At 67.6% G+C, this 23,603-nt stretch carries 22 protein-coding genes and 3 pseudogenes; 14 read left to right on the top strand and 11 right to left on the bottom strand.

Annotated features, from left to right (window positions below; translation table 11 throughout):
* Nucleotides 1-596: 596 nt before the first annotated feature.
* Together ABZ386_RS18600 and ABZ386_RS18605 are read right to left on the bottom strand one after the other, a co-directional pair.
* Complete coding sequence (locus ABZ386_RS18600) at nucleotides 597-1,835, bottom strand: hypothetical protein (RefSeq protein WP_358965142.1); 1,239 nt, start codon at nucleotides 1,833-1,835, stop codon at nucleotides 597-599.
* A gap of 54 nt (nucleotides 1,836-1,889) precedes the next feature.
* Nucleotides 1,890-2,264 carry a hypothetical protein gene (locus ABZ386_RS18605; protein WP_358965144.1) on the bottom strand — a complete coding sequence of 125 codons (375 nt, stop codon included), beginning with the start codon at nucleotides 2,262-2,264 and terminating at the stop codon, nucleotides 1,890-1,892.
* 139 nt (nucleotides 2,265-2,403) lie between these two features.
* Between ABZ386_RS18605 and ABZ386_RS18610 the strand changes: the two genes are divergently transcribed.
* From ABZ386_RS18610 to ABZ386_RS18645, 8 genes and pseudogenes are all read left to right on the top strand, one after another.
* A complete protein-coding gene (locus ABZ386_RS18610; RefSeq protein WP_358965146.1) occupies nucleotides 2,404-3,018 on the top strand; it encodes a hypothetical protein in 615 nt (204 codons plus the stop codon).
* Between the two features lie 54 nt (nucleotides 3,019-3,072).
* A pseudogene (locus ABZ386_RS18615) lies at nucleotides 3,073-3,657 on the top strand (Tn3 family transposase); the annotation flags it as partial.
* 858 nt (nucleotides 3,658-4,515) lie between these two features.
* A complete protein-coding gene (locus ABZ386_RS18620) occupies nucleotides 4,516-4,980 on the top strand; it encodes an HNH endonuclease signature motif containing protein (RefSeq protein WP_358965290.1) in 465 nt (154 codons plus the stop codon).
* Between the two features lie 369 nt (nucleotides 4,981-5,349).
* The gene (locus ABZ386_RS18625; RefSeq protein WP_358965148.1) at nucleotides 5,350-6,477 is read left to right on the top strand and encodes a site-specific integrase; all 1,128 of its coding nucleotides are present in this window, start codon (nucleotides 5,350-5,352) and stop codon (nucleotides 6,475-6,477) included.
* Nucleotides 6,474-6,809 carry a helix-turn-helix transcriptional regulator gene (locus tag ABZ386_RS18630; protein ID WP_358965150.1) on the top strand — a complete coding sequence of 112 codons (336 nt, stop codon included), beginning with the start codon at nucleotides 6,474-6,476 and terminating at the stop codon, nucleotides 6,807-6,809. The genes ABZ386_RS18625 and ABZ386_RS18630 overlap by 4 nt, the downstream gene beginning before the upstream one ends.
* Nucleotides 6,810-7,007: 198 nt before the next feature.
* Nucleotides 7,008-7,478 carry a hypothetical protein gene (locus tag ABZ386_RS18635; protein WP_358965152.1) on the top strand — a complete coding sequence of 157 codons (471 nt, stop codon included), beginning with the start codon at nucleotides 7,008-7,010 and terminating at the stop codon, nucleotides 7,476-7,478.
* The gene (locus ABZ386_RS18640) at nucleotides 7,475-7,765 is read left to right on the top strand and encodes a hypothetical protein (RefSeq protein ID WP_358965154.1); all 291 of its coding nucleotides are present in this window, start codon (nucleotides 7,475-7,477) and stop codon (nucleotides 7,763-7,765) included. Before ABZ386_RS18635 ends, ABZ386_RS18640 begins: the two co-directional genes overlap by 4 nt.
* Nucleotides 7,766-8,062: 297 nt before the next feature.
* On the top strand, nucleotides 8,063-8,374 hold the full coding sequence (locus ABZ386_RS18645; RefSeq protein WP_358965156.1) for a hypothetical protein: 312 nt from the start codon (nucleotides 8,063-8,065) through the stop codon (nucleotides 8,372-8,374).
* Nucleotides 8,375-8,455: 81 nt separating this feature from the next.
* On the opposite strand, the gene ABZ386_RS18650 is transcribed toward ABZ386_RS18645, so the two are convergent.
* Nucleotides 8,456-9,157 carry a hypothetical protein gene (locus tag ABZ386_RS18650; protein WP_358965158.1) on the bottom strand — a complete coding sequence of 234 codons (702 nt, stop codon included), beginning with the start codon at nucleotides 9,155-9,157 and terminating at the stop codon, nucleotides 8,456-8,458.
* A gap of 53 nt (nucleotides 9,158-9,210) precedes the next feature.
* Here ABZ386_RS18650 and ABZ386_RS18655 point away from each other — a divergent pair, with 53 nt between their 5' ends.
* Nucleotides 9,211-9,882: a hypothetical protein gene (locus ABZ386_RS18655; protein WP_358965160.1), complete on the top strand. Its 672-nt coding sequence runs from the start codon at nucleotides 9,211-9,213 to the stop codon at nucleotides 9,880-9,882.
* A 394-nt stretch (nucleotides 9,883-10,276) separates the two neighbouring features.
* On the opposite strand, the gene ABZ386_RS18660 is transcribed toward ABZ386_RS18655, so the two are convergent.
* From ABZ386_RS18660 to ABZ386_RS18670, 3 genes are all read right to left on the bottom strand, one after another.
* Nucleotides 10,277-11,689, bottom strand: a complete 1,413-nt coding sequence (locus ABZ386_RS18660) for a restriction endonuclease (RefSeq protein ID WP_358965162.1) — start codon at nucleotides 11,687-11,689, stop codon at nucleotides 10,277-10,279.
* A gap of 31 nt (nucleotides 11,690-11,720) precedes the next feature.
* Entirely contained in the window at nucleotides 11,721-12,689 is a 969-nt protein-coding gene (locus tag ABZ386_RS18665; protein ID WP_358965164.1) for a transcriptional regulator, read from the bottom strand.
* A gap of 83 nt (nucleotides 12,690-12,772) precedes the next feature.
* Nucleotides 12,773-13,009 carry a helix-turn-helix transcriptional regulator gene (locus ABZ386_RS18670; RefSeq protein WP_358965166.1) on the bottom strand — a complete coding sequence of 79 codons (237 nt, stop codon included), beginning with the start codon at nucleotides 13,007-13,009 and terminating at the stop codon, nucleotides 12,773-12,775.
* A gap of 64 nt (nucleotides 13,010-13,073) precedes the next feature.
* On the opposite strand from ABZ386_RS18670, the pseudogene ABZ386_RS18675 reads away from it, so the two are divergent.
* The 4 genes and pseudogenes from ABZ386_RS18675 to ABZ386_RS18690 form a co-directional block, all read left to right on the top strand.
* Nucleotides 13,074-13,310 (top strand): annotated as a pseudogene (locus ABZ386_RS18675) (hypothetical protein); the annotation flags it as partial.
* Nucleotides 13,311-13,434: 124 nt separating this feature from the next.
* Nucleotides 13,435-14,133 carry a class I SAM-dependent methyltransferase gene (locus ABZ386_RS18680; RefSeq protein ID WP_358965168.1) on the top strand — a complete coding sequence of 233 codons (699 nt, stop codon included), beginning with the start codon at nucleotides 13,435-13,437 and terminating at the stop codon, nucleotides 14,131-14,133.
* Between the two features lie 644 nt (nucleotides 14,134-14,777).
* Complete coding sequence (locus ABZ386_RS18685; protein WP_358965170.1) at nucleotides 14,778-15,401, top strand: hypothetical protein; 624 nt, start codon at nucleotides 14,778-14,780, stop codon at nucleotides 15,399-15,401.
* Nucleotides 15,398-15,886, top strand: a complete 489-nt coding sequence (locus tag ABZ386_RS18690) for a hypothetical protein (protein WP_358965172.1) — start codon at nucleotides 15,398-15,400, stop codon at nucleotides 15,884-15,886. The genes ABZ386_RS18685 and ABZ386_RS18690 overlap by 4 nt, the downstream gene beginning before the upstream one ends.
* A gap of 262 nt (nucleotides 15,887-16,148) precedes the next feature.
* On the opposite strand, the gene ABZ386_RS18695 is transcribed toward ABZ386_RS18690, so the two are convergent.
* Nucleotides 16,149-16,544: a hypothetical protein gene (locus ABZ386_RS18695; protein WP_358965174.1), complete on the bottom strand. Its 396-nt coding sequence runs from the start codon at nucleotides 16,542-16,544 to the stop codon at nucleotides 16,149-16,151.
* Nucleotides 16,545-17,257: 713 nt separating this feature from the next.
* Nucleotides 17,258-18,766 (bottom strand): annotated as a pseudogene (gene glpK / locus ABZ386_RS18700) (glycerol kinase GlpK); the annotation flags it as partial.
* A 298-nt stretch (nucleotides 18,767-19,064) separates the two neighbouring features.
* On the opposite strand from glpK, the gene ABZ386_RS18705 reads away from it, so the two are divergent.
* On the top strand, nucleotides 19,065-19,475 hold the full coding sequence (locus tag ABZ386_RS18705; protein ID WP_358965176.1) for a hypothetical protein: 411 nt from the start codon (nucleotides 19,065-19,067) through the stop codon (nucleotides 19,473-19,475).
* A gap of 198 nt (nucleotides 19,476-19,673) precedes the next feature.
* Here the strand turns inward: ABZ386_RS18705 and ABZ386_RS18710 are convergent, their stop codons facing one another.
* From ABZ386_RS18710 to ABZ386_RS18720, 3 genes are all read right to left on the bottom strand, one after another.
* The gene (locus ABZ386_RS18710) at nucleotides 19,674-20,414 is read right to left on the bottom strand and encodes a hypothetical protein (RefSeq protein ID WP_358965178.1); all 741 of its coding nucleotides are present in this window, start codon (nucleotides 20,412-20,414) and stop codon (nucleotides 19,674-19,676) included.
* A gap of 659 nt (nucleotides 20,415-21,073) precedes the next feature.
* Nucleotides 21,074-21,481, bottom strand: a complete 408-nt coding sequence (locus tag ABZ386_RS18715) for a hypothetical protein (RefSeq protein ID WP_358965180.1) — start codon at nucleotides 21,479-21,481, stop codon at nucleotides 21,074-21,076.
* Nucleotides 21,478-23,580: an integrase gene (locus ABZ386_RS18720; protein WP_358965292.1), complete on the bottom strand. Its 2,103-nt coding sequence runs from the start codon at nucleotides 23,578-23,580 to the stop codon at nucleotides 21,478-21,480. The genes ABZ386_RS18715 and ABZ386_RS18720 overlap by 4 nt, the downstream gene beginning before the upstream one ends.
* Nucleotides 23,581-23,603: the final 23 nt, after the last annotated feature.

The raw sequence follows: 23,603 nt of genomic DNA on the forward strand, positions 1-23,603 counted from the left end.
ATGGGGCCACGGTACGAGAAGCGTGGCGCGCCACGAAGAGGAGTTGGCTTCCCGGCTGAAGCCGGGCTGGGTCAGTGGGCCGTCGCCACGGCGGCGTGCAGCTCGAGACGGATACCCTGCTCGTCGGCGACCTCGTCGATCTTGTACTGGTCGGCCTCGTCAAACAGGACGTTGAAGTACACCATGGCTGCGGGCGCGCGCGTAGCCAGGTGCCCAGCGGCCGGTCGGCTCCAGCACTACGACCCGGCGTTCCTTGAGGTCATCGGCCGCCGCCCGCCACAGCGGCGGCAACCACCCGGCGTCCGGTGCCTCGATCCACGGGACGTCCCAGGGCGTGAGCGTGGTCACCCCGGTGGCTAGCACGATGGCCGGACGGTGAGGACGCCGTCCTCGAGGACGCCCGCGGCGTGGTCGTCATGGCCCGCGACCCGTACAGCGGGGCGCCGGACCGCTGTGCCCCACGTGCAAGGAAATCGTCGAGCAGGCCAGGGCCAAACTCGCACGAGCTGGCGCCTGACCGCCGGCGGCAGGGATGAGTGCCGGCCGGGGAAGACAGTCTGTCTTCCCCGGCCGCCGTCTGTCGGCGATGGCCGTGGTCATCCGGCCGGAATGAGAGGCCGCTGCGTCTCCTCCAGTTCCCGGACCATGCCGACGGCCAGCATCGCCGCGGCGAGGGCGTTGGCGAGCGTGATCTGCGTCGGGCCCGCCGCGTGGGCGGTCGCGTGACGGTTGTACTCCTCGGGGACAGGCGGTCCGAAGTACGGCTCGTAGGCCTTATGGATGCTGGTATGGACGCAGTACGCGCGGAACTGGCCGACCAGGGTGTCCGGTGAGGCCTTCGGGAGCTGCGCGGCCAGGCTCTCGAAGTGGAACTGGCCCTTCCTGCCCTGAAGGCTGGGGTCCGCTCGGACCATGGCGCGCAGCACGGTGTCCAGGACGGAGGAAGCGAGGGCCTGGGCGGCCGCGTACCTGCCGCTGCTGATCAAGTCCAGGCAGTCGGTGAGGAAGTCGGCTTCTGCTGTCAGGTCATCGCGGACGACGTGGCTGAGGATGGTTCGGCAGTGCTCGACGACGGCGGTCGACTGCTGTTCCAGTACCTTGCGGCGGGCCGGGGCGTCCGGCGCGTCGAGCAGGTCACGGATCACGTCCGCCGGCGGCGTCCACACCAGAGGGATGCCCTCTTCCATGATCGGGAGCATGTCGAGGCGCCTTAGCTGTTCCTCGCGCCAGTTCTCCGGGTCGAGGGCCTGCAGGCGTTCCCACAGTGTCGAACCGGCGAGGCGGAAGGCCTGGTTGCGGCTCAGGGCCCCGCCGGGCATGAGGTGCCGGAGGTCCAGATTGTCCAGTGTGGACTGCAGTGCCAGGTTCGCCTGTACTGCGGACCTGATCGCGCCCTCCCGGGCCGCGCCCAATTCCGCCAGGGCGGGGGCCAGGGTGGTCAGGCTCCGACTCATGGACAGACGGGCTGTGGCCGAGTCCCGGATCAGCCGGTGGAGAGGGCCGTCGAGGGCCAGCAGGCGGGCTCCGGCCGAGTCCCGGAGTAGCCGCTGGACAGGGCTATCGAGGGCAAGGCGGGCTGCGGCCGAGTCCCGGAGCTGCCGATGAACGGGGCTGCCGACGGCTTGGCGGATGGCTTCGGTGGTCGCATAGGTCCCCGGCGTGGCCATACCCGGGCTCGGCCTGCCGGTGGCCTTCTCGACCTCCTCGGACAACTCCCGGATGGTGTGGCGCCTCCGCCGATGCGGTTGCTTTTCGTCGTTCTCCTGGTCGGCGCCCTGGCCGCCCTCCGGCTCTGCGGGCGCCTCGGGATCGTGATCGTGCTGCTCGGCGGTCATGCCGATCCCCCCGAATCTGGGTCGTGGTGTGCTGGCCGGGGATGGCCAGCGAGGTCAGTCGCCGCTGAGGATGGCTGCGATGGCGGCGATTTTCTCGGCGTCGCCCTTGGTGTTCAGTCGGCGCAGGGCGTCTTCGGCGCGGGCGAAGTTGTCGCCGCGTACCGCTTCGACGACGTCGGCGGCCGGGGTGCCGAGCTGGAACACGACCACCTCGTTCTCCTGGTACGGGGGCAGTTCGTCGGGGAGGTGGCCCAGGCCGGCGCCGGCGAGGCGGCGGCTGATCTCGTTGCGGACGTGGATGCCGAGTCGGCCTGCGTTCTGCAGCTCCCGAAGGCTGGCCATGTAGATGCGGAGCACTCCGCCGTTCTCCTCGACCGCTTTGCGCAGGTCGTCCCACGTCTTGCCGTCGAACGCGTACGGCTCGCCCATGCTGATCCCCCCATTGGAGTGAAAGAAAAATCCTGAACACAGGATATCTTTCAACCTTTCTTTGTGTCTAGGAAATTTTCTAACCAGGCAAGATCACGGAAGTCTGAGTCCTGATCTCACCCACCGATAAGCTCGCGACATGGCAGAGGAGACAGCGCGCGACGTCGAGGACAAGGCCCCAAGGCCGGGAGGCGAAATGTCCTTCGAGGCCGAGAGCGAGCCGGACTTCGGGCCGCTCAATCCCGACACCATCGGCGCCTTGGCCCGCGCGCAAGAGCACCTGCACACCGCCGCCGGGTACCTGATGCTGGGCGGTAACCCCGTGGAGCCCGGTGAGCTGGCAGCACATCTGCGCGACCTCGCCGAAACCTTCTCGCTCGCACTGTCCGCCGCCCACCCCTGGCCATGGGCCGGGTCAGACACGCAGATCGAGGAAACCTCCAGGCGCGCGGCCCGGCTCGCCTCAGAACTGAAGGACGTGCTGGAGGAGCTGACTCAGAAGCCGAGCCCGTGGGGCCCCCAGGCCAAGGCAGAGGTGTACGAGCCGACGGACGAACAAGTCCCACTCGAGTTCCGCTACCCGCCGTACATGGATGCGGCAACCGCCGCCTACATCTTCGCGGACCGGCGCAGGCGGGGCCTCGTATCCGAAGCTGCTTGCCGCCGCGCTGACACCACGGGGGTGACGTACGTGCGACAGGAGTTCGGAGCGAGGCCCAGCTCGGCCGACTGGTCTTCCGGGAGCACGAGATGAAGCCTGTCACCGGTTCATCAGTCGTGCACGAGCATGAGCAGGGCATCGCTGCGGATGGACGCTTTCGTGCACCTCGGCGACGGCCGCACCCGCATGGAGAACCTGAAGACCTCCCTGGTAACTCTTCTGGTCGCCGAGGCGTGCAACGTCGGCTTTACCTCCGTCGTCGACGCGAACGACGAGGCGCTCACGAGGGCCAGGCTGGTGCACGTCGATCAGTACTACCTCCGGGCGGACACCATCGCCGCGGCGAACGCACGCCTCATCGAAGCCCAAGTGGAGGTGCCGATCGTGGCGCACTGGGGCGAGGGCCTGCTCGCCTCCGTGGACGGACTGCAGTTCGTGCTGCCCAAGCGCACCATCAACGCCGGTCCGTCGCCGAAGTACTACCACTTCAAACGCGACATCACGTGGCTCAACGCCGTGAATGACCAGGTCGCGGGCATCGGGCAGATGGTCGTGCAGGGCACCCCGCGCGACCATCTGCACATCCTGGATACCCTGCTGAACCTGGACGCCGGGGTGAAGTCGGAGATGGTCGCCACCGTCAACGCCTCATACTCCGACATCGTGTTCGGCCTGTTCTCCATGCTCGGCTATAACCTCTCCCCGCGCTATCGTGACCTGGCCGAAGAACGCCGGCCAGCACCCGTCGGTCGCCTCGCTGTACCGGACACTGGCCGAAGTTGGGGAGCGCACCCGCCGACACGCAGGCCATCGGTCCCCGCCGCCCGGTCCGTGCCCGCATCGCTGGCCCCGGCAGCAGCAACGAGCCGGGCCTGATGGAGCGCCTCGCCCGGCAAGTCCTCGATGGAGACAACGTGCTGGACGACCTGGCCCGCCACGCTCAGGATGGCCCCGACGAAGTGGTGGTCCATCTGCTCGCGCAGGCCCGGGACGGAGGCACCGAGTGATCCCCATGTCACCGCACCGTACGAAGGGGCCGGGCGTCCTCAACGCCACCAGCTCCGGAAGTATCGGCCCTTTCGGCCGCTGGTTAGGAGACCAGGGTATTCGCCCGGAGGTTGCACTAAAGGGGGAGCCCACCGCGTGAGCAACGAGCGAGATCCGTACAAGACGAGGGTGAGAGTAGACAGGCAAGTAGCACTGCGATTCGAGCTTCGAAGGAGCAAAGAGCAGCTTCGGATCGCGGAGAGAGAGTATGAGCAGGCTGAGAACGGCCACTACGAGCGATGGGTGAAGATTGGCTTTGCACCAGAGCCCAGCACGGTAGAACCTGATCTATCCGCCGCCAACTCCCGCCTTATGGCAGCGCGTCAGCGGTATCAGGAAGCCCTCTCTGCCCTGACCGCGTGGGAGACCACGGCAGAGCACGGAGAACCCAAGCCCGACGAGCGCACCGGCCCGGACGTTGTCCTTGCTGCCATGACCACCACAAGCCCCGCGCATGAACAGCGCCGGTGCTCCGTATGTGGCCGTACCGGTCTGGCTGAGGGCCGGTCGAGACACCGCCAATGCGAAGACAGTTCCCGGCTGATGGAAACCAGCGCTCCCGCTGCCCCAGTTCAGCCGCCAGCCACTGCGGATGTCCACACTTCCCAAGACCGGCAGGCGATCACCCAGTATCGGAAGCTCGTCAACTCGGTGGAGCGGCACGAAGAAGCAACGTACGGCCGCCGCGCAGCACAGACCAGTAACCGCCCTGTCCGGCTGGCAGAGGCCAGAAAGGCTGTTCTCCTTCGGTGTCGGGGACGGTGCGAAAACCCTACCTGTGGAGGTCAGCCGACCGATGTGACTGATGACGGGCAGCCCATCCTAGAGGTCGACCACATCGTGGAGATCGCTGCAGGCGGCCGTGATCACCCAGTGCAGATGGTCGCGCTATGCCCCAATTGCCACGCGTTGAAAGGGCGGGGCCGGAACCGTGAAGCCCTTCGAGCTGTGCTCTTGAGCGTGGCGAGCCGCGCGCATGCCGAGTGGAAGCACCCATCGAGCGGGTAAGCGCGCTTCCCAGAGATCGCAGTTACGAAGCCCTGAAGCTACCGGCGGGTTACTTATTACCTGGTGTCCGGGCTAGGACTCCGGGCCCAAGATCAAGTGCTCAGCGCCAATGACTGTTCCGTTTTTCCGAGCGCCGCCAATTGCATCGGATGCGAACTCGCGATGGTCTGTGATTCGACCTGGCAGGATGCCGGATTCATCGCCGTGACCAGGGTGATTGTGGTCCTGAAGCAGCACCTGACGCTACCGGGGCTCAGCTCGTGGTTGCCAGCTGTGTCACTCGTATGGATGGCTGGCCTGCGGATTTGCCGCTCTCTCGCATCGGATGCGGTTTTCTCGCACCTGATGCGAGTGACGGAGGGTGGCGGAATGGTGGGGTTCAGCGGGCCGGTGCCAGGAGCGGCGGGGCTGCATCTGGTCGACGGAGTGCCTCTGTTGCGGCCGGAGGAACAGGTCTTCGCGGCGATGCTGACCGGCTTCGCCAACCAGCAGCTCGCCCGAAATCTGGCCCGGACAACCGTGGAGGGCCGGGAGAACACGGTGAAGGCATTCGCGGCCTACGTGAACGCCTACCCGTGGCTGTGGACGCCGGCCATGGTCGACGAGTGGCTCGGCGACCTGCGCTCCCTGCGGGATCTGAAGCGCTCGACGATCCGCTCGTACTCCGAGGCCGTGCGGGCTTTCTGCCACTTCATTACCGATCCGCTCTGCGAGTGGACGGCGACCTGCGAGGAGCGCTTCGGCACTCATCCGGTGCAGGTGGTGCACGAGTGGAACACCGCGGTGCACGTCCAGGACAACGAGGCGGACGCGAAGAAGCGCGCGTTCACCAAGGCTGAGCTGCACGCCTTCTTCGCGCATTGCGACGACGAGGTTGTCCGGATCCGGGCCTTCGGCCGCAAGGGCTGGCTGCCCGCCTTCCGCGACGCGACCCTGTTCAAGACCGCCTACGCCTATGGGACGCGGCGCAACGAGACACGCATGCTCGACGCCGCTGACTTCGGCCGCAACCCGCACGGCGGCGAGTTCGGCCAGTACGGCGGCTGCCAGGTCCGGTTCGGCAAGGCCAAGAAGGGCTCGCCGCCCAAACGCCGCGGGGTGCTGACCGTCTTCGACTGGACACCGGACGTCCTGGACGAGTGGTTCACCGAGGTCCGCCCGCTGTTCGGCACTGACAACAACCCAGCGGCCTGGCCTTCTGAACGGGGCCTGCGGATCGGATGTCAGCGGCTCAACTCCCGCTTCATCGCCTACCGCAAGGCCCTCGGCCTGGACGACGGACTCGACTTCCACTCCCTCCGCAGGTCCTACGTCACCCACCTGATCGAGGATGGCTGGGACCCGCGCTTCGTCCAGGAAAAGGTCGGTCACGAGCACGCCAGCACCACCTCGCTCTACACCTGCGTGTCCTCGGACTTCCGCACACGCACCCTGCGGCGGCACCTGGACTCCACCATCGCCGCGGCCCTTGAAACCCGGGCCGGGAGGCACGCATGAAACGCAAGGTCGGCTACACCTGGCGGCTGCGCGAAGTCATGGCCCAGCACCAGATCTTCACCGCGACCGAGCTGGTGCCACTGCTGCGCGAGCGCGGCATCGACCTGTCCGCCTCTCAGGTCCACCGCCTGGTGTCCGGCACCCCGGAACGCCTCTCGTTGCAGGTCATGGCCGCGCTCTGCGACATCCTCTCCTGCACCCCGGCTGCCCTGGTGGCCACCACCGCCGAGAACGCCGGCGTCCGCAAGACTGCCACCGGCGACCTGCCCGCGCCGCCCGCGAACGTCGCGAAGCTCCGCCCCCGCGCCGCCCGCATCCTGCCTGACGCATGACCCGCCCCTACGCCACCGACGAACAGTACGAGCGCTGGTATATGGCCGAGTGCTGCCGCTGCGGCCGCCGCAGGCACAAGGCCGGCACCTGGCCGGACGGATACGTCTGCCGGACCTGCTCGGACCACGCCGTCCGGACACGCGGCACCTGCCCGGGATGCGGCCAGGACCGAACCCTTCCCGGGCTCCGCCCCGGTGATGGGGCAGCGATCTGTACCACCTGCCGCCGGCTTCTCCCAGACCTTCGACTGCTCACGCTGCGGCTTCGAGGGCAAGCTCCTGCACGGGCGGCTCTGCGAACGTTGCACGCTCACGGACCGCCTCACCGCGCTCCTGGACGACGGCACCGGCCGCATCCGTCGCGCGCTGTTCCCGCTGTTCGACCTGCTGGTGGCGATGGACAAGCCCAGGAGCGGGCTGGCCTGGCTGGAGATGCGCCGCGGCCAGCCGGGGAATGCCTCACAGCTGCTGCGTCGGCTCGGCCTCGGCGAGATCCCACTGACCCACGATGCCTTCCACGAGCTCCAGCCCTGGCGGGCCGCCGCTCACCTGGAAGAACTCCTGATGACGTGCGGAGTCCTTCCTGCGGCCGACAAGTACCTCTGTTCCTTCCAGCGCTGGCTTCCGGGCATCTGGCCGGCATCGCCGACCCCGAGCACGCCAAGATGATCAAGCTCTACGCGACCTGGCGCGTTCTCCCCCGGCTGCGGGCCCGCGCTGAGCGGAGCCACATCACACCGAGCATCCGCCGGTTCGCCGCCGAGCAGATCAAGTACGCGACCGCCTTCCTGCACTGGCTCGGCAAACGGAACACCAACCTCGCGTCCTGCGGCCAGCTCGACATCGACGCGTGGTGGGCCGAGAACACCGAACACGGCCGCACCACTTGCGAGCCTTCCTCAACTGGGCCATGCAGACCCGCCGCTGCCCAGGCTTCCTCTCCATTCCGGCCATGAAGGTCTCCCGGCGGGTCGCAATGAGCGACGACGAGCGCCTCGACGCCCTCGGCCGACTACTGACCGACACGGAGACACCGATGAGGCTCCGAGTCGCCGGAGTCATCGTGCTCCTCTACGCGCAGCCCGTGAGCCGCATCGTCCGACTCACCCTCGACGACGTCATCCGTGACGGCGACACCATGCTGCTACGGCTCGGGGAGTCACCCTCACCGATCCCTGAGCCGGTCGTCGACCTGCTGCTGGAACACATCGGTCGTCGACCTGCTGCTGGAACACATCGCACACCGCGACAACATGAACACCGCCACCAACCCCGCGTCCCGCTGGCTCTTCCCCGGCCGCAGGGCCGGCCAGCCGTTCCGCCCGGATCACCTGTCCGCTCTGCTGAACGAGATCGGGATCCCGGCAGCAGCTGCCCGCGGCGCCGCCATCCGCCAGCAGCTCCTCGACATGCCCGCCCCCGTGGTCGCGGACGCGCTCGGCTACCACCACAAGACCACCACCCGGCTCCGCAACGAGACTGGCGGCACATGGAGCCGATACGCCCCAGGAGATCACGGAAGGTCACCAGCGGGCTGGACTCCTCGGGGAACCGGCGACAGTTGATTACGCGAGTCCATCAGTACCAAGGCCGGTCGGCAGCCACGAGGGCGCAGTGCTGACCTGCCCTGAGCTACCCACACCAGTTCAAGCGTCTGGCGATCCGCTCGGAGGGTTCGGCGAGGGAGGGCGAGGTACCCGGTTCCTTCGTTCCCTGAACGCGTCCGCCTGACGTTGCCGTTCCTCCCTGATCATTGGGGCAGCAGCCAGCTTGTAACTGTCGGTCAGCTTGCCTAGCACGGTGCTGATGCTGTCTAGCTCCTCCTCCAGCCGCTTGGTAGGCCGCTCGCCAATCAACGAATCCCCCCAGAACCCGAAATCGATCATGTACTCCAGCGCCTCCACTGCGCCTTCAGGTCCATCGCATTGAACAGTGAACGTGTAGGCGGTCGGGAGGTCGGTACGCCACCGGTCGTGGTCGTCGAAGAGATAGACGAGGCGCCTTCGGGGAGGCAGCGCTGAGATTGTCTGCGACATGATCTGTTGCAGGGTTGCGGTCAGGTCATCGCCCCAATTTGAGACGATCGGCGGGTCGCAACTGATCCGCACGTTTCTGGCTACTGTGGGGCCTATGTTCTCAATGACCAGGACCATGGCTGGGGAGCCTGGCTGGTAGGGCTCGATGTCGACGACGACGTAGGGCTCGTTTTGTTCGCGGTGCACCCGCTTGGCCATCTCCATCTGACCATCTGCGGATGTGCGAGCGATTCGGGCCTGCCATGCGCTGATGAAGGCGGCGCCGACCGACACAACGACCGCGATTAGAGCGATCCAGTCTCCTGAGTCCATGTGGAGAACCTAGCGGCCGGGTGCGGCCGCCGCTGCTGCTACGGTCCGGCGCCATGAACACTGACGACTGGACGGCGTTCGGTGCCATTGTTACCGCGGTCGGGGTGGTGGTCGCCGCGCTCATGGCGTTCTGGACGACCCGCAAAGCGGCGGCGGCCGCTGCCGACTCGGCTGACACCGCGCGAGAGGTGGCGCAGATCGAACGAGACCGCTGGCACCGCGAGTTGACTCCTGAGCTGTCCTTCAGCCTGATCCGCGTGGGCTCCAACCGCCTGAGGCTCACCACCACACTCGCCGGCCCAGTCGGCCTGGATCACCTCGACACGATCACCCTCACGGTGCGCGACGAGGCCGGACGGGATCACTCAGCCAGACCGCATTACGACGAAGCTATGCGTACGGAGCTGCCGTCGGTGATCTGGGGGCCCGCCCGATTCAGCCCCGGGGTCGACGGGGTTGCCGCGCCCGGCCGCCAGAGCATTATCCGGAGCCTGGAGCGCGGCAACTTCGTGCACCGGCAGATGGATAACTCCGAGCCGCCGAGCTGGTTCCAAGACCCGGGAGACTGGGTGGACGGGTACTGGGAGGCGAAACTGCGCCTGCACGCGGTCTGCGAAGTGGAGGGGCATAGACCCTGGATCGTCGTTGCCGAGGTTGAGAACCCGGGGATGGAGTACGTCTCCGACGGCTCAGAGGAGATGGAAATTCCGGAGCAGTACCGCTGAATCACGGCTGCCCGGGGTCGAGGCCCAAGCGGCCCCGGCGACGCCGGAGGACCCTGGCGGCAGGTCCTCGCCGAGCGCCGCTGAACGCCACCGGCCCCGGACCAGCACAAGCAGCTCACCCGGAGTCGATACGCCGCTGGAGATCACACACGGTCACCAGTGGGCTGGGTTCCTCGGGGAACTGGCGACAGTTGAATACGCGAGCTCACCAGTAAAGCTAAATGCTACTGGCGATCGAGTCGAGAACGAGGTTCATCTCGACGTCCATCAGGCCCGATCCAGCTTCCGAGGGGAACCAGAGGACGTTATTCCATTCGTCGGCGATCTTCTCCCACGGAGAAACAGGGACCAGGCCGCCTCGTCCTTCCGCGCAGAACCTCGCACGAGCGCGGTGTTACCAATCCGCCACCGCTCGCAGGACCAGCACGTCAGAGGTGCGTGCGTACTCCCACGAGTACAGGTGGTACTCCGACTTGGTCTCACCGAGCTGGTGGTGCGACCGCAGCGCGCACAGGAGCAGTTCGCTCTCTTCCACCAGGCCCGGCCACTCCTCCGGCGAGGGCCTGCCGTCCTCGCCACGGTGCGGATTTCTCACCACGAGGCCAGTCACCCACTCCGCAGGTGCACCGTCTGCTTCCTCCAAGTCCAGGTCGCTTTGCTGGGCGACGAATCCGACGACATTAAGCGCCACCCTCCCCTCGGGGTGATGTCGCACGACGGCCGGACTGCTCAGCGGACGGAAGTAGCTGAACGCCTCAGCGTCGAATTGCTCGAACAGGTGCCGGATCGGCTGCAAGTCCACGGGGACGCCGGGCAGCTGGAACGACAGGCGACAGTCGTAGACCGGCCGGAAGTGATGGACGGCGATGCTGGCAGTGAGCGTGTAGAAGCCTCCGCCCTGGCACGTGTCGAAGTACGTGGCCTGCTCGGTGTGGTGCGCGTCGTCCAGACGTTTCTCGCGCTGCCTCCACGCGCGCAGCGCCCGGGCGAACTCCCTGGCGCCAACACCGTGCCAGTTCGCGCCGGACTGCTGGATGTTCCAGCGCGGCTCGGTACTGGTCCACCCCATCGAATTCAGCCCGTACAGCAGCTCCACGATGCCGTTCTCGTTAAACGGCCGGACCGGCACGTCGAGAGAGACACCGCTGCCGCTGCCGAACGCCCAGTCCACGTCCGGCAGCTCCTGCACGAACGCGAACTCACCGAACCCGCCCCCCGACGTGACGTAGGGCAGCGGTTGTAGGTCACGGTCGAGCAGCCGCACCTCCGCACCTGGGAGGTCCGTGGCCGGTCGGCGTCGGCGCCGAGGCTTTGGGGCGGCGGCCAGGTGCACGCGGCCGTGGGTGATCAGTTCCTCCCGCTTCATGTGCAGGAGGTTGACCAGTGACCTCGGTGTGCCCAGGACCTGCGTCAGCTCCTCTTCGCCGAACAGCAGGATCGGCCCGCGGTTCCGGTGCACCCGCAGGTCCTCCACTGCCGAGGGGGTGAAGCCGTTCACGCTGATGATGACGCCGACGACAGCCGACGAGGCGGCCCGCTGCATCCGGGAGCGGACCGTGTCGAACACGTCGATGTCGGCCGGCTCGTTGAGCCACTTGGCCTCGATCAGATACCAGGTGTCCCCGTAGCGGGCCACCAGATCCGTTTGCCTCGGTTTCGCGATGGCCGGATTGCGGTCGACGCGGAAATGCGCCCGCCTGAACAGCTGCTCCAGCAGGGCCTCCAGCTGGTAGCCCCGCCTGTGCGCGGATGGCAGCGCCCCAAGCTGTTTGAAGTCCGCCAGTAGTGACAGGCCACCCGACCTCACGCGTCTCTCTCCCCCACCGGCCGCTACTCCGCTACGCCCTCGTCACCGCGGCGTGCAGCTCGCGCACGCCGTTCGTGCGCGGGTGCCGCTCAGCCAGTTCGTTGACGATGCCGCGGATCGCGGGCCGGTCGCGGACCTCACCGGGGCTGGCCCGGTAGGCGTCGAGCAGAGCGCGGGCGGTCTGCTCTGGCCGCTGCCACGCCCACCAGGCCCGCGCCATGTCGGTGCTCATACGGGCCTTGCGCTCCGCGGTCGGGAACTGCTCGGGCCGCAGATTCTTCCCGGCCTCCAGGGCGGCGCCCGCGTCACCGAGTGCCCAGTGCACACCGACCGCGTACAGGTCGACAGCGGCCGGGCTCAGGTTGAACAGGCGGCCCGATGGGACGACCTGGGGCAGGCGGCGGGCGGCGCGGCGGGCCTCCTCCGTCATCGCGAGGGCCTCGGTGCGCTGTCCACCCCGGGCGGCAGTGTAGGCCAGGGTGCACAGCATCTGCGCGTACGCGGCCGCCGTGGCGTCGGTGTGCAGCCCGGTCGCCTCAAGCTCGGCTGCCGCTGATGACATGAGGCGCTGGGCGGCGTCCGTGTGGTCCTGGTGGCGGAGAACGATGGCCAGCTCCCGTGTTGCGGCCGCCGCTGCGAGCGGCGAGCCGGAAATCTCAGCCCAGGTCCGGGCGCGGTCCGCGGTGAGCCGGGCACGGTCGTACGAGCCGAGCTTGATGAGGACAGCGGAGGTGAGGCTGTACACAGCTGAGAGCCGGGCCTGGTCGAGACTGCGGCGGGAGGCGGCGGCGGAATGCGCGTCGGCGATGAGGTCGGGCAGCGCGGCGAGGAGTGGCGTGTGCGCGCCCTTGTCGTACAGCGTGCGGGCGCCAGCCAGGCGGCCGTCGAGGGGGCCGGCGCCGGGCGGGGCGGGGGTGGCGGCCAGGGCATCGTCCAGGCCCATCAGCAGGGCGGCCGGTACGGCGGCCGCCGTGGCGGTGAGCAGCGTACGGCGGCGCATGGGGTCCTCCTCGGCGTAACGCTGACTGGCGGTCACTCTAGTGGCCGCCGGTCTCGTCGCGGGGGGTGGCGCCAGAGAAGTCGTCAGGACGTGTCTGGGGACGCCGACTTCGAGTGCAGCGCGGTGAACCAGGGCCAGTCGACGATCCGTGTGCGACGCTCCAGACGAGAGACGGTGGCGGGTGAGCAGCCGATCCGGTCTCCGAGCGCGGCGAGCGTCCAGGAGCGGTGCTCGCGTCCGAGGCGGATGAGCGCGCCCGGGTGCCGCTGCGCGGCTAACTCCAGCGCTGTCGTGCTGTTCCAGAGCGGGTCTACGGGCACGTGTCCCTCCCACACCGCACAGACTGGGGGTCCTCCACGGTATGAGGGCTGGCCGGGGACGTCGCTCGTCGACATCGGCGTCCACACGATCATCCTGGACACCGTGGCGTACGCCGAACTGTGCGAGAAGTTCAACGGCGGCGAGTTCCTGCACCACGTGCCCAAGGTCGACTTCAAGAACGACGGCTCCGTGATGAAGACGGCCCACATCATCGCGGCCGACGGCTGGGAGGTCGACCTGTCACTGTGGGCGGACGCCGCCGAGTGCGGCCCGTGCCACCCCGGCAACGACTCGCACTGACCATGCTGTAGCGCGGGCTGCTTCGGGGGACTCCAGCCGGACGGCCAGGCCCCCCGGAGCACACCCGAGGTGAGATCTCGCCGAAGTCGCCCGCCGTCGGGTGGCGGCCGCCAGGATGGGGCGGGTGACATCCAGCACCGCAGACCTCTGGCACCACTACGGCCGCGCTCGGGCCTCCAGCGACCGCGCTGTTCCCGACACCTTCTACTGGACCTGGGGCCAGGACGCCGGGCCCGGCACGGAGGCCCTGGGCGACCTGACGGGCCGCCGTGTGGGCGACCTCGGCGCCGGAGCCAGTCGGCACGCCGCACACCTGGCGGTTCATCACCAGCCCGCCCGGGTCATCGCCATCGACGCCTCGCCCGCCCAGCACGCCATGGCAACCGACCTGTACGCCCACCTCGCGCCGCGCCTGCGCATCGTGCGGTCCGAGGCGGTGCCCCACCTGCAAGCGATGCGCGACTCGTACGACGTGTTGTACAGCGTCTTCGGCGCCCTCGACTTCACCGACCCGCGCGAGCTGCTGCCGGCGGCGGCCGCCGCCCTCAAGCCGGGCGGGCGGCTGCTGTTCGCAACTCTCGCCCACTACCTGAGCGGCACGCCCGCCCAGCCCGATGTGGTGGCCGCCGAAGTCCCGGCGAAGGCACCGGACGGCGAGGAAGCCACGATGCGCCGCTGGGTGCTCCAGGAGCATGTCTGGACCAAGCTGCTTGACGAGGCCGGGTTCACCAGGATCACCGTCGATGTGCTGCCCGCCGCCACCAAAAATGGGCCGCGCACCGCCGACACGCTGCTGGTGAGCGCGTACCGCCCGTCCTATTAGGCGCCGATGGCGGCCCGCCGCCCCGTCTTTCCCTAAGGTCGTCTGGCCTACACCGCCGGGCCGACCCTGTGCCGCAGACCGGAGCGCCACGCCCCGCCCGGTCCCTTCGGTCCCTTCACCCTGGGAAGGTGTGCGGCCCCGTGGTCAGGCGGCCCAGGAAGCACGGCGCAATGTGTACTGCGGCTTTCCTCCGTTTCCTCAGGTCAGCCGGACGGACGAGGACTGGCGAGCCTGTGCCCGAAGGAACGGTGCCCAAGACTGTGCACAGCTGGGGCAATTTAATTGAACCCCACGCTGGTGCCTCTCAATCGAGTGAAGGCTGACGCCCTTCGGGGCCCGCCCAGTTGAGCGATGGTGACCCCGCTGTACGGAGCGCACCAGGGCCCTACGCACGCGGTTGCGGAAGGTGGGAGCGCGGGACCAGGTGGAAACCCTGACCGCACGCCTTCCTACCGCGGGGCAGTTTGACCAGTTCATCGAGATCAGTGGCCGTCGCGCCGGTGGAAGTAGCGAGACAGTGCCCGGGCGGCGCAGGCGTACACGCCCTGCCCACCGGCCGTCCAGCCGGAAACTTCCCCTTGACGAGGATCACGCCGGTAGGCTCGACGTTCCACATCTGCCGTGGCCTAGGGGGGGCGAGGCCTGTGCTGCTGAACAAGCTGCACGCGCTGACGGTCCGGGCGTTGGCGAAGCTGCGCGGCAAACCGGTCACTATCAGACGACTGCAAATGCTGGAGCCCGGCGAGTACGGCCACCCCGTCCGGGACAACTCGGGACCCGCTCGTCCGCCGTCATCTGATGGGGCCGAGGCGGCGACACATGACGGGGCTCAGCCTGGCGAGGCGGACACTGTCGCCTCCTCAGTTGACGAGCTGCGGCACCTGTCCATTCTGTCCAGGTCTCCGGCCGCAGCGCGGTATGACTTCTATCGCCGGGTCTTGGCCGAACACGCCAGCATTCTGTCGAACATGGGGTACTACGCGAGCGAGGCACACTCTGCTTCTGCTCTCGTGGACCTGCTCACTGCGGCGGCCCGAGAGGCTACGGGAAGACCAGCAGAACGGGACTCGGACGGCGACCAGTTCAACGACGCCGAGGCTTACTACGCAGACCTGCCACCAGAGCAGCGACGGCACCTTGCCGCGGAGACGGCTGAAACGATCAACAGCACCCTGGCTCGGCTGTTCGTGCGACTCGGCCCCCCGCCGGAGGGCCTCGAACACGACTCCAGCCCGGCGACAAGCGGTGACGGGGGAGCAAACCGGTGACGACGGACGAACGACTGCCCGCCGAACCCAGGCCGGAGAATGACCCGGTCATTTCCGCAGCGCTGCAAGTGGCCATGCAGTGGAAAGAATTGGACGCTGCCCACCTCGCGGCAGCCATGGCGGCGATGGAGCCGTCACTACGCCGCGAGCACCGTGAGCGGATGGTCCGTCTGGAGATGCAACGCGAGGCAGCGCAGCAGAAGCAGGTAGAATGGCAGCAGCAGCGCGCGCACCGTCGGCACGTGACAGAACTCGTTGTCGGTGCGGTGGTCGCTTTGGCGATGCTCGGGAGCGGCGTGTACGTGGCTCCGGAGTCCTGGTGGCTGTCCACCCTCCTCTGCGGCCCGAGCCTGCTCGCCCTGGTCAAAATCTTCGTTCTACGGCGTAGCGATCCTGGCGACATGGCGGCAGTCGCAGGCGCGACCCGGACGTCGACGAACGCAGCAGGCCAGGCCCAGCCACCGCAACCGCCCCCTGTTGTCTGACGGCGCAGGGCCTACACGCCCCTGCCCGCCGGCGCCCCACCTCGCGCCCCGGACGCTCCCGCAATCCCCTGGGCCCCGTACGCCGCCGGGCTGCCCTGTGCCGCAGGCCGTAGCGCCGCCCGGCCTGTGGGGGGTCCGGCTCCCAAGGAAGGATCCCCGGTGTGCACCCGCCCGAGCTTGCGCCGATCGCCGCCGCCAGCTGTGCGCCGGGCGGTGCCCCTGAGAACGGCGATGGCCTACAGAGGCGACTCTCGAAGCCTTCTCAGCGCATTACATCAGTTGGAGGGATATCTGCCACCTCAATGTCTATCCCCATGTTCTTCAACTGATCGATAAGGCTTCGGTTGAGATCGTTAGGCGTGCAGCTCACCCAGTCTTTTTCTCCTTCCTCGTCGAACAGGGCTAGAGCTCGCGGCTGCAAGCGCGGGTCGAAGCGTGCTCGGTACATGATTCCGTTGAAGCAACGTTGACCATTAGTGGCTGCCCCGTCAAGAACCTCCGCATATTCCCTCGGTATGTCGTATGGGGTCATAACGGTGAGTTCATTGGTTATCCGATAGCGGAATACTTCTTCCGCTTCAAGTGTAGCAACGTGGAGGGGGTTAGGGAGTCGATATTCATGCATTTCCCTCTGTTGCACAAACTCCTCGTATAGCACGAGTAGAGACTTCTTCTTCGTGGACCACTCAACCCCAATGCACTCGAAGAATGCAGAAACTTCATCAGTTCCTGCGTAGCATGTGCCACGGGGAGAATGTAGATCGAATCGACCAGACCCCCGGGCTGAGAAGTACCAGGGCCCGTTGCCGCGCAGTGCAGCGCGGAAGATGGATGTGGAGGGCTGCAGCGGAGCGCCCGGAAATTCGTGCCATGGAAGGTTCTTGTCAGGGCTTGTGATGGCTACAGTTTGCCGGACAGTCATCGTGACCACCTATCCGCCGTGGCGTGAGCGATAGTCACGGCACGTGGCAGGTCGTCCTCCCAGAGGGCGTCAACGATGCTTCTGTCCCCGAGGCTCACCTGCGGAATTCGCATCCATGAAGCCACGAGCCACAGCATCTTATTATCGTCGGCAGGGAAGGCTCGCAGGACTTCGGAAAGGTATGGCAGGAGACGCTTACCTTCGAACTGGAAAGCGGGGTATACGGTATCCCCGTCCGCAGTGCGCAACGCGAGCAAAGACCGCTCTCTGGTCATCTCCTCAAGTGACTCCTGTGACGCTTCCGGGCCTAGAATCGCAAGCACTTCGTGAGCGAAATACACCGGGCCGATACTTCGTCTCCAGGGGTTTTGTGCCTGCTCGGAATCGGACGGGACAGGGCGTGATGGGGTGCGGCTTGTAGACGCCTCTGGCATCCGATGTTCATCGCCGTCCTCGCTTTCCTCCTCCCAGCCGAAGCTCCGCTCCACGGCCTTGCGCCAGTTGTGGTGCTCGCGGTCGCGCACCGACGCCTCCATGGACGGCGTCCACTCGACGTCCTTCTGCCAGTGCGCCTTGAGTTCGTCCAGGTCGTTCCACACGCCCGTGGCGAGCCCGGCCGCGTACGCGGCGCCCAGGCAGGTGGTCTCGGAGACCTTGGGCCGCACCACAGGCACGTCGAGAACATCGGCCTGGTGCTGCATGAGCAGGTTGTTCTTCGTCATGCCGCCGTCGACCTTCAGGGTGGTGATGTGCACCCCGGAGTCCTGGTACATGGCGTCCACGACCTCGCGCGTCTGCCAGCTCGTCGCCTCCAGCACAGCGCGCGCGAGGTGCGCCTTCGTGACGTACCGGGTCAGCCCGGTGACCACGCCACGCGCGTCGGAACGCCAGTACGGCGCGAACAGACCCGAGAACGCCGGCACGATGTACGCGCCGCCGTTGTCCTCCACGCTCGCCGCCAGGGGCTCGATCTCGTCGGCGGTACGGATGATGCCGAGCTGGTCGCGGAACCACTGGACCAGCGCGCCCGTTATGGCTATCGACCCCTCCAGGCAGTAGACCGGCGCCTCAGTGCCGATCTTGTACCCCATCGTCGTCAGCAGGCCGCTCTTCGACGGCACCGGGCGGTTGCCGGTGTTGAGCAGCAGGAAGCTGCCCGTGCCGTACGTGTTCTTCGCCGTGCCCACGTCGTAGCAGGCCTGGCCGAACACGGCCGCCTGCTGGTCGCCCAGCGCCGAGGCCACGGGGACGCCGGCGAGCTGGCCGACGGCGGTGCCGTACACCTCGGCCGAGGACCTGATCTCGGGCAGCATGGCCTCGGGGATGTTCATCGCCGAGAGGATCGAGGAGTCCCACTGGAGGGTCTCCAGGTTCATCAGCATGGTGCGCCCGGCGTTGGTGACGTCGGTGACGTGCTGCCCGCCGTCCGTGCCGCCGGTGAGGTTCCAGATCAGCCAGGAGTCGATCGTTCCGAAGGCGATCTCACCGCGTTCGGCCCGGGCCCGCAGGTCGGGCACGTTGTCGAGCAGCCAGGCCGCCTTGGGCCCGGAGAAGTAGGTGGCCAGCGGCAGACCCGTCTGCTCGCGGAATCGGTCCTGCCCTTCCGAGCCGCCCAGCTGGTTGCACAGCGCCGCCGTCCGCGTGTCCTGCCACACGATGGCGTTGTGCACCGGCTTTCCCGTCGCGCGGTCCCACAGGAGGGTCGTCTCGCGCTGGTTGGTGATCCCCATCGCGCTCAGCTGGTCGGCACGCAGCCCGGCCTTGGCCAGCGCCCCCGCGACCACCGCCTGCACCTTGGACCAGATCTCGGTGGCGTCGTGCTCCACCCAGCCGGGTTTCGGGAACATCTGGCGGTGCTCGCGCTGGTCCACGGCGACGATCGCGCCATTCTGATCGAAGATCATGCAGCGGCTGGAGGTGGTGCCCTGGTCGATGGCTGCGACGTATGCGTCAGACATCCGCGCCTCACCGAACCGAAGTTCTATTACTCACCCATCGTCACTCCGAATCCGGTAGGTCCGCATCTCAGGGGCAAGCCGTCCGAAGGACCGCACGCACCTCATAGTCAAAGCGTCCACCTCCGAAAACGGACGACACCGTGCCAGCACTGCTGACGCATGCCCGCCACGCCGGGGAGGGACTGGCGTCCCGATGCCGTCTGCGAGCTGCTCAGTGCTGTTCTTACCGTCACCGTCATCTTGGCCACGGCAGTGACCAAGGCATTCGCTGAGCGCAAGAAGTCGTGCTGAGGCTGCGTTGCGCCTCCTTGTCGTGGTAGCCGCGTCTGTTCAGATGAGGTTGCGAGCAGAGAGGAAGCCCCGCCACTCGTCGAGCGCCGCGCCGGACCGGGAGCGGGCCAGGGCACGCGGTGATCACGAGGCGGCCATTCACGCCCTGCTCGAACGGCAAGCCGCCCTGGAGAAACCGGCCTTTGAGTTCGTCCGTCGGGAAACCGGCGTCCACCCGTTCGTAGAAGACGGTGGCGCCGCCGAGTTCGCCATGGGCGTGCCGGTGTACGTGGGGGTGACCCCGTACGGCGTCATCTGCCCGGTCGCCAGTCGGGTGGCTGCCATCCGGGACCGCCTCGCGGCACTGGTGGTGTTCGTTGCCTCCGAGAGGGAGCGGCGGCGCATCGCCGCGCACGCCCCGCCCCGGACAGCGCATTGAGACTCTGGACGGCGGTCCAGCTGCCGTGCCGCCCTCACGGCAGCCGACGGGGCAAAACCCCCTCCCGCTCCCCGGTGGCGAGGACGCATCTGGCCCGAAGGCTGATCGTTACTCCCGTTGTCTCGGGTGCGAATTGACCGTCAGGCATGTAGGTCATGTGGATCTGGGAGACCGTGCCTGACAGGTATCAGCGGGGTGTCAGGCATGTTCGACCCGTTGGTGATGATGCGACCCGCGGGCCTCCCTGTTTCGCGGTGCTGGGCCACCGGCGTCGCCGGTGGCCCAGCCAGTCCGCCAGGAGGCGCCGGGGCCAAGCCTGTGCCTGCCCACCTCGTCGACGACCACGACCGGCGGACAAGCGGTGCTGCGCAGTGAGTGCCGGGGGTGCAGGGCGACCGTCTCGGGCGGGTTGCCGGCGGCCAGGCCTGCTGGATCCAGCCGCGGCGAAGCTGTGGCCGGTGATGCGGCGGGCGGCGGCGCGGGCGGCGGTCTTGATGATGTCGTTGACGGTGTCGGCGGTGATGCCGCCGCGGCGGCGGTCGTCCTTGGGCGGGCGTCCGGCGGCCTTGGCGCCGATGGTGCCGTGGCGGTCGATGCGGCGCAGCAGCGGGCCGGGGGTGAGCTGGCCGTCGTCGGCGAGGACGTCGAGCCATTCGCGCAGGGCGTGGATGGGGCACAGTTCCTGGTCGGAGGGGCGAGGATGAGCACCTCTCGGCCGCGTGCGGCCTGGTCGGCCTTGGAGCTGCGGATCTTGATGACCAGAGCCTGGCAGGTCCTCTTGCTGCCGTCCTCGTCCTCGATCTGCACGGTGCGGATCTTGGCGTCGTGCAGGTTGAGGCGGGCAGGCTCGCTGGCGCGGGCGGCCATCCACCAGGCGATGAGCAGGACGGCGGCGTCCCGCTTGCCGCGCACGGTGGTGCGGTCCAGGGTGCGCACCATCAGGCGCAGTTCGTCCAGGTCGACGGCGTCGGCCTGGAGCGGGCCCGGGCTCCAACAGGGGGTCGTCGGCCTCCTCGCCGGCGCGGTGGCGGACGACGAGCTGGCAGGCCTTGACCTCTCTGTCCGACAGCGGCGTGCCCTGGATGGCGCGCAGCGTGCTGAAGTGCGCCTCGATGCTGCTCGCGGGGTGGCCGCGGTCGCCGAGGTCGGAGAGGTAGGACAGGACGGAGTTGGGCTCGTCCTCGGCCCAGTCGTAGGTGGCGCACCACAGGACGTACGAACGCCAGCGGCTGGCCTGGGCGTTCGGGAGCTGCGCGGGACGGCGTGGGTGAGCTTGCGGGCAGCGGAGGCGAGATCCGCTTGGTGGAGGAGACGATGTCCGGCTCGGCGCGCCGGCGGCGGGCGGACGGCGCGCGGCCGGGCCCGGCTGTTCGCTCAAGCGCCGTCGCCATTTCCGCCCGCGCCCTGAGGCTGCGCGCCCTGCCGGAAGACCGAGCGGCCCCCGCACATGGGGCCCCGGGCCAGCGACGATCGCACACCATGCGAAGCACGGAGCCGCCCTCGCCACCCGCTCAGCGCTGCCCGAGCTCCTTCCCCCATCGACGGGGGAAGTGCCACAGTCGCATATGGTCGTGCTGAGCCGTCTGGTCGGACCAGTCTCAGGTTGTGGGAGGGCGGAACGGGAGGACGTTGTCCGGGAGTGGGGCCGGCTCCGTTGGCAACTGCCTCCCCTCGCTAAGAACGGCACTGGCGAGGGTCAGGTTGGTCACCAACTGGCGTAGCTCTTCGAGCTCGGTTTTCTGATTGGCGATGGTCTTCTTGAGCCTGGCGACGGTCGCCCGCAGTTGCTTCTCCGTCTCCGGGACCTGCCGGGTCTCCTTGCGGACGCGCTCGTCGAACTCGTTCTTCAGGTCAGCGTGCCGCTTGTAAAGGGCCATGCGGTGGACACCGGCCTCGGCGGCGAGCGCGGCGGCGGTGAAGCTGCCGTTGGAGGCGGTGGCCTTCCCGGCCAGCAGCCGGTTCATCGCCTCGCGGATGCGGGTGCGTTCATCTTGGTGCTGGTTCATGTCAAGGCCTCGACGGTCTGGGCGGTGGCGTCATGGGCGTCGGCCATCTTGCGGAGGTTGTCGGCATTGCGATGCAGCCGTTTTGCGAGCTTCTCCGGAACGACGGTGGCCTTGCGGTCGATCTCGGCGGCCTGTTTCCGCATCTGCCGTGCGTGGGTGTCGGTGCGGACGGTGTTGCCGCAGCCTTGCTGGCAGGCGTACTGCCTCGGCGCGGTCGCGCCAGGTTCGGGCTCGCACAGCGCGTTGTCGTGCTTGAACGCGCAGATCAAGAACGCGTCGGGGTTGTCATAGAGCACGACACCGTCCCGGGCCAGAAACTTGGCCGCCTTCTTCGCGAATGTTCTGGGGACGATCCGGCCCTCGAACCGCGGGGTCGTCGCGGCGCTGGTCAGGGCCCGCCGGGCGGCTGGGCCGGAGACTTTCTCACCAGCGGCGGCTTGGTCCCGGAGATGAGCGGCTGTGTCTGCGGCGGCCAGAGCCGTTTCGACGTCGAGAACTGCATGCATGCCGCGGCGGCTGCGGGATCCGTACCCACTGGAGGTGCGGGCGTCCAGTACGGTGCGCATGTGCCCGTACTGAATGGCTAGTGCGATCAAGCCGCCGGGCCGACGTGCGATGTGCCAGGCCAGGGTGCGCCGGAATCGTGCCAGCCCGATAGTCCCATGTGGGTCCTCGGGGATCACCTGCTTGGGCAGGCCGTGGGTCTCGGCCTCACGGTTCACCCAGAGAACGAAGTCTTCGATCCGCGTGGTGAGGGTGGCGTTCTTCAGTGCTCCGGGGTGGCCGCGTTGATGGGTGAAGTCGTGGTGGGCAGCGCTGAAAAGCAGCTCTCCCTTCGGGACGATCCGCTCCAGGACGCGGATGGCGTTGACGACCGGCGTTATGGCGACCCAAGGGACCTCGCGTTCCTCGCCGGCCGAGATGTGGTTCCCATCGTCGTCTGTGACGTTCTTGTAGTGATGGCTGCGTATCAGGTGTCGCCCGGGGGAGCCATCAGGGGCCAGCTTGGGGTCGGGGCAACAGCCGGACCGTAGTCCTTGGGCCTCCTGCAAACGCATGCCTGTCAGGTAGAGACAAAGGATCATGGCGGCGGTGCCCAGGTGGCGCATCAGCTCGCTAGCCTCGACGAAGTCCATGTGCTCGCGCCAGGGCTTGCCGTTGATCTGCCCGGTGACCGGCAGCTGTAGTGGGCAGGCGCCAGGTTGCTGGGCCGCTCGCGCGGTGAGGTTGTGTTGCTGGTTGAAGCGGTCGACCTGCCCCGTGCTGGCGCCAGTAATGCTGGCAATGTAGCTGCGGGCCAGGACTGTTTCGCCCTTGATCGACGTCGTGGGCAACGGCTTCCCCGCGCGGATTGATGGCGTCAAGAGTGCTTCAAGCGCTGCCCAACCTGCGGATGTCGCCCGGTTGCTGGCGGCCAGCGCCGCCAGCCGGCGGCTCTCGGCCCATGCAGCCAGAATGTCGTCGGCGAAGTCGTCGACGAACCGGATCGCCCAGACCAGCAGAGGACCAAGGACCTGGGGGTCCAGCGGCTCTCTCAAGTTCTCCCCACCAGCCCTGCCCTCGGCGGCGGGAAGGAAGTCGTCAATGCCCTCCGTTTCCCACGGAGGCTCGGATATGCCAGAGGGGCGGGCGCTGAGCTGGTCGAATGCCCATAGATCAGTAAGTCTCGAGCAGGTCTTCTCTGCGGTGTCGCGGCTTACTCCGCTCTGCATGCGTTCGTGTGCGTAGGCTCGCCACTCCTCCTCGGTGCAGAGCGCGAGGTCGGTGACGCCGCGCTTGTGCAACCAGCGAGCGAGCCGCATCCACTCCCGGCAGTTGGCCAGCATGTCCCCAGGAGAGGTGCGGGTGCGAGCACGACTTCCTCGGTCTCGGAGGTAGGTGGGCCGCAGTTGGCCGTTGATCATCGTCCAGGCGGCAAGCTTCACCTGGTCCCGCAAGGGGATCGGACACTTCTTCCAGTGGATCTTGACCAGGCTGGTGCCGGGGTTGTTTATGAGCGGGGCCAGAGACCAGATGAGATCCACGTAGCGGGAGTTCGGATACGTGTTGCCCGCATAGATCCACTGGGGCAGCACCACGAAGCTGTCCGGCGTGGGCATGGCCAGGATGTACGGGTCGGTCT

Origin of the sequence: Streptomyces sp. NPDC006140 (assembly GCF_040628815.1) — a bacterium.
Classification (GTDB): domain Bacteria; phylum Actinomycetota; class Actinomycetes; order Streptomycetales; family Streptomycetaceae; genus Streptomyces.